Source organism: Burkholderia sp. Ac-20353 (assembly GCF_017104785.1).
Lineage (GTDB): Bacteria > Pseudomonadota > Gammaproteobacteria > Burkholderiales > Burkholderiaceae > Burkholderia.
In genome coordinates this window covers 1-4252 of record NZ_JAAGPL010000360.1, presented here as the reverse complement: position 1 = coordinate 4252, position 4252 = coordinate 1, and the positions used below count along the sequence as shown (strand labels likewise).

Annotated in this window: 4 protein-coding genes and 1 pseudogene; all 5 read right to left on the bottom strand. The window is 71.7% G+C overall.

Annotated features, from left to right (window positions below):
• Window positions 1–213: hypothetical protein (locus G3N94_RS39990; protein ID WP_205799700.1), on the bottom strand; the 213-nt coding region annotated here is incomplete at its 3' end.
• Entirely contained in the window at window positions 213–839 is a 627-nt protein-coding gene (locus tag G3N94_RS39985; protein ID WP_205799701.1) for an outer membrane lipoprotein carrier protein LolA, read from the bottom strand. The genes G3N94_RS39990 and G3N94_RS39985, both read right to left, overlap by 1 nt.
• A 93-nt stretch (window positions 840–932) precedes the next feature.
• Window positions 933–1907, bottom strand: a complete 975-nt coding sequence (locus G3N94_RS39980; RefSeq protein ID WP_205799699.1) for an acyl-CoA synthetase — start codon at window positions 1905–1907, stop codon at window positions 933–935.
• Complete coding sequence (locus tag G3N94_RS39975; protein ID WP_205799698.1) at window positions 1904–3715, bottom strand: acyl-CoA synthetase family protein; 1812 nt, start codon at window positions 3713–3715, stop codon at window positions 1904–1906. Before G3N94_RS39975 ends, G3N94_RS39980 begins: the two co-directional genes overlap by 4 nt.
• A gap of 65 nt (window positions 3716–3780) precedes the next feature.
• Window positions 3781–4252, bottom strand: a pseudogene (locus G3N94_RS39970) (hypothetical protein); the annotation flags it as partial.

The window sequence follows — 4252 nt, the reverse complement described above, 5'->3', positions numbered from 1 at the left end:
GCCGTCGCGCAGCTGGTCGACGAGCACGCGCTGGCCGGCGCTCGGGGAGCGCGGCAGGAACGCGGACAGGTCGGCCGTGAAGCTCGCTCGGCTGATCGCGAACCCGCACGCGACGAGCGCGAGCAGCCACACGAGCACCGCGCGCCGCTGCAGCGCGTGCCGGCGGCGGGTGACGGGCGGGGGCGGGGGCGCGGGCCGGGTGCGTTCGTCCATCAGTTCGCCGGAACGGGTTGCAGCCGCATCAGCGAGTGGTCGCCGTCAGCCTGGCGGATCGCGACGCGGCGCAATTCGTCGCGCGTGCCGTCGAGCGTGATCGTGCTGACGACCTTCAGCATCCGCGAGTCGAGCGGCGTGAGCGTCAGCGTCCAGTCGTCGCCGCGTCCGGTGAGCGCGACCCTGTACACCTGCTCGAGCGCGAAGCGGTTGCCGGAGAGCGTCGCGCGGATGCTGTCGATGAATGCGCCGAGCTCCGGATACCGTGCAAGCGCGAGCGTGTATTTGCGGTTGTTGCGCTCGACGGTCAGCATGTCGCCGTCGACGACCAGATGTTCGGGCTTCGGGCTCAGCGTGTGCTTCTCGAGATGGTCGGGCGCGACGAACACCAGCTCGCCGGACGATTCGACCGGCTGCGCGGCGATCGCCAGGTATTTCGTCTCGGTGAACGTCGCGCGCCCGGTCTTGTGCTGCGCGAGCGTCGACATCAGCCGGTCGAGGTTCCAGGTCGAACCCGTGTCGGCCGCGTGCGCGGGCGCGGCCAGCGCGAGCGTGGCGGCCGCTGCTGCTGCTGCGGCGGCGAGCGCACGGATGGCGCGGCGCAGCGCGAACGGCAAGCGGGCCATGGAGGCGACGCAGGCCATGCGGGCATTGCGGGCCATCGCGGCAATGGGGGCCATGCGGGCAATCGAGGCACTGGGGGCAATGGCGGTCATGCGTCAGAGATCCCTCGTGGCGGACAGGTCGGCGCGCGCGGGCGCATCGTCGCGGCGCGCGGCGGCAGCCTTGCCGTCCTGCCAGAAGTCGAAATAGTTGAACCAGTTGTACGGCGCCGCGCGGCAGTACTTGTCGAGCAGCGCGACGTAGCGCGCGAGCGCGGCGTCGACGGCGGCCGCGCGCGTGTCTCGCCGCACGTCGGAGAAATCGGCGAGCGGCTCGAAGTGCACATCGTAGCGGTTGCCGTCGCGATAGAGGCCCGTCATGAAGATCACCGGGCGCCGCAGCATCGCGGCCATGTACAGCGGCCCGAGCGGGAACGCGGCCGGCGTGCCGAGCAACGGCAGCCGCCGCAGCGACGCGGCCGCGTCGTCGAGCAGCGTGCGATCGGCGAGCATGCCGACCATGCAGTTCGCGTCGAGGCGCTCGCGCACCTTCAGCATCGAATCGACCTGCCCGAGGGCAATTACTTCCGGCCGCGCGGCGGGATTCACGGCGGCGAGCGTCGCGTTGATCTTGCGCGCGTTCTCTTCATACATCGTGACGACGACGCGCAGGTCCGGCTGCGTGCGGCCGAGCGCGCGCACGACCTCGAAGCTGCCGAGGTGCGCGCCCATCAGGAACGCGCCGTGGCCGCCGGCGAGCGCGTCGTCGACGAGCGTCTCGCCGTGCAGCCGGATGTCGAACAGGTCGTAGCGCTCGTTCATCAGGTAGATGCGGTCGTGGATCGTCGCCGCGAACGTGAACACGTGCCGGTAGACGTCGCGCCAGCGCGCGGTGCGGCCGAGCACGCGGCGCAGGTAGTTGCGCGACGCCGCGCACGCGGCCGGCGAGAACAGCACGAAATACGTTGCGACGAGATGCAGCACGACGCGCGCGGGCCGCCGCCCGAAGCGCAGCGAGACCCACGTCATCGCGCGCAGCAACCCTGCGTTGCTGCGTTCCTGGCGCTCGGCCCATGATGCGGTGCGCTTCATCGCGGTACACCACCCTGCGCGGCCGGCGGCGCGGACAGCACGCCGGTTGCGACGTCGCGCGCGCCGGCACGCACCGTGAAGCGGATCGCGCCGCTTGCCGCCGTATCGAGTGCGACGTTGAGTGATTCTCCGGGCGCGACCGGCCGCAGGAATTTTGCGGAGCCGAGCCGCCACGCGTGCAGCGGACGGTCCAGCGCCGCGCCGATCGCGTCGATCGCATGGTCGAGCAGCACGACGCCCGGCACGATCGGATGGCCGGGGAAGTGGCCGGGCAGCGCCGGGTGATCGGCGGGAATCGTGAACGTGAGCGCCGGGGCGGGGGCGGTTCCGCTTCCGGCCGCGGCAGTGCGCGTGTGCTGCGCGACGAGCGCGGCGAGCACGTCGCGCGGCAGCTTGCCGGTCTCGTTGCGCGGTAGCGCGTCGACGAACACGAGCGGGCGCGGCATGAACGCCGGATCGATCCGCTCGCGCAGCGCGCGCTGCAGGTCGGCGGCCGCGAGTGTCGGTGCGACGACGAGTGCGACGAGGCGCGTGACCGGTTCGCAGCCCGTGTCGGCGTGCGCCGGCGCGGCGTCGTCGGGCATGAAGAACACGCCGTCGGCGACACCGGGAATCGCGTTGAGCTGATGGTTCAGGTACGCGAGCGACGTGCGCTTGCCGGCGATGTTGACGAGGTCGGCCTTGCGGCCGTGCAGCAGGAATCGGCCGTCGCCGAGCAGTTCGAGCGCATCGCCCATCGGCACGGGCGCCTCGACGTGCCCGCCCGACACCCAGACCGTCGGGCCGCTGTCGTCGTCCGCGCTTTCGTTGTCCGTGCTGTCCTTGTCCCTGCCGTTCTTGTCCCGATCGTCGCGCGCGTCGAGGCGGATGCCCGGGAACAACTGCCACGTCGCGCCCTGCGACGTGCGGCGCGTCGCGATCTGGCCGGTTTCGGTGCTGCCGTAGATCTCGACGAGCGGCGCGCCGAGCGCGGCCTCGGCCTCGGATGCGAGCTTTTCCGCGAGCGGCGCGGTCGCCGACAGCACGAGCGATGCGCGCGGCAGCGCGTGACCGGCCGACACCAGCGCACGCAGGTGGATCGGCGACGTGACGAGCACGCGCGGCTGCGGGATGGCCGCCAGTTCGTCGCGGATGTCGAGCGGGTAGAACGGCTGGCGGTTGCTGAACGCGAGTCCGCCGAGCAGCGCGAGCAGCACCGTCGACTCGAAGCCGTACATATGCTGCGCGGGCACCGTGCCGATCAGCGTGTGTGCGCGGCCGTCGAGCAGCCCGAGGCGGTCGGCCGCCGCGCGCACGCAGCCGACCAGGAAACCCCAGGTCTTGCGGTGCGGCACCGGCGCGCCGGTCGAGCCGGACGTGAACACATACGCCATGATCCGCGACGCGTCGATCTGCGGCACCGCGAACGGCACGTCGTCCGACGGGTTGCCCTGCAGATTGCCCGCCACGTCGCCTGCGCGGTCATCGGGCGCGGCGTCGGGATACGCGAAGCGCGGCAGGTCGATCACGCAATCGGCTGCGTCATGCAGGCAGAACGCGTCGGGCGCGAACGACGCGAGCTGGCGGACCATTTCCGGCGTGTGCGTCGACGGCAGCAGGCTGATCCTGCCGGCGACGAGCGCCGCGCACAGGCTGACGGTGAAGCGGTAGCGGTCGCGGCATACGTTGAACACGTGGCCGCCCGCGGGCAGCGCGGCGGCGACGCGGGCGACGTCGGCGAGGAACGCGCGCACGGTGACGGGCGCGCCGTCGCGCCAGGCGATCGTCTGGTCCGGCGACGAGTGGAATACCAGCGGGTGAGTCGGCATAAATCGGTAGAAACGGGAGGCGTTGGCTGGCGCGATCGCGATGCGGCGCCGCGCTGGCCGTGAATTCATCGTGATGGCTGGGTCGTCGCGCGGTACGCGCGCACCGCGTCGACCATCCGTGGCCGCGCATCGTGCGGCAGCGCGAAGCGCCGGCACGCGTGCTCGGCGGCGAACATCACGGCGACGAGCGGCAGCGACAGGTAGTTTGCGAACGTCGACCACGCGACGATCGACGCGGTCGCGAACATCAGCGTCGACACCGCGGCGATCGCGACGAAGAACAGCGTCCACGCGGCCGTGATCCGCCGCGTGTAGCGCGCGACGGCCGGTGTGACCGTGCCGTGGATCATCGTCGCGAAGCGCGTGCACAGCGGTACCGCGCCGGCCGTGAGCGTGCGGCCGAACAGCAGCGCCATCGCGAGGTTGAAGCTCACGTGTTCCAGATACAGGCCCCATTCGAAATGCCGCGCGAGCGGCGCGCGCGCGGCCCACAGCGCGGCGGCGGCCAGCAGCCACGCGGGCACGAGCCACGCGCGC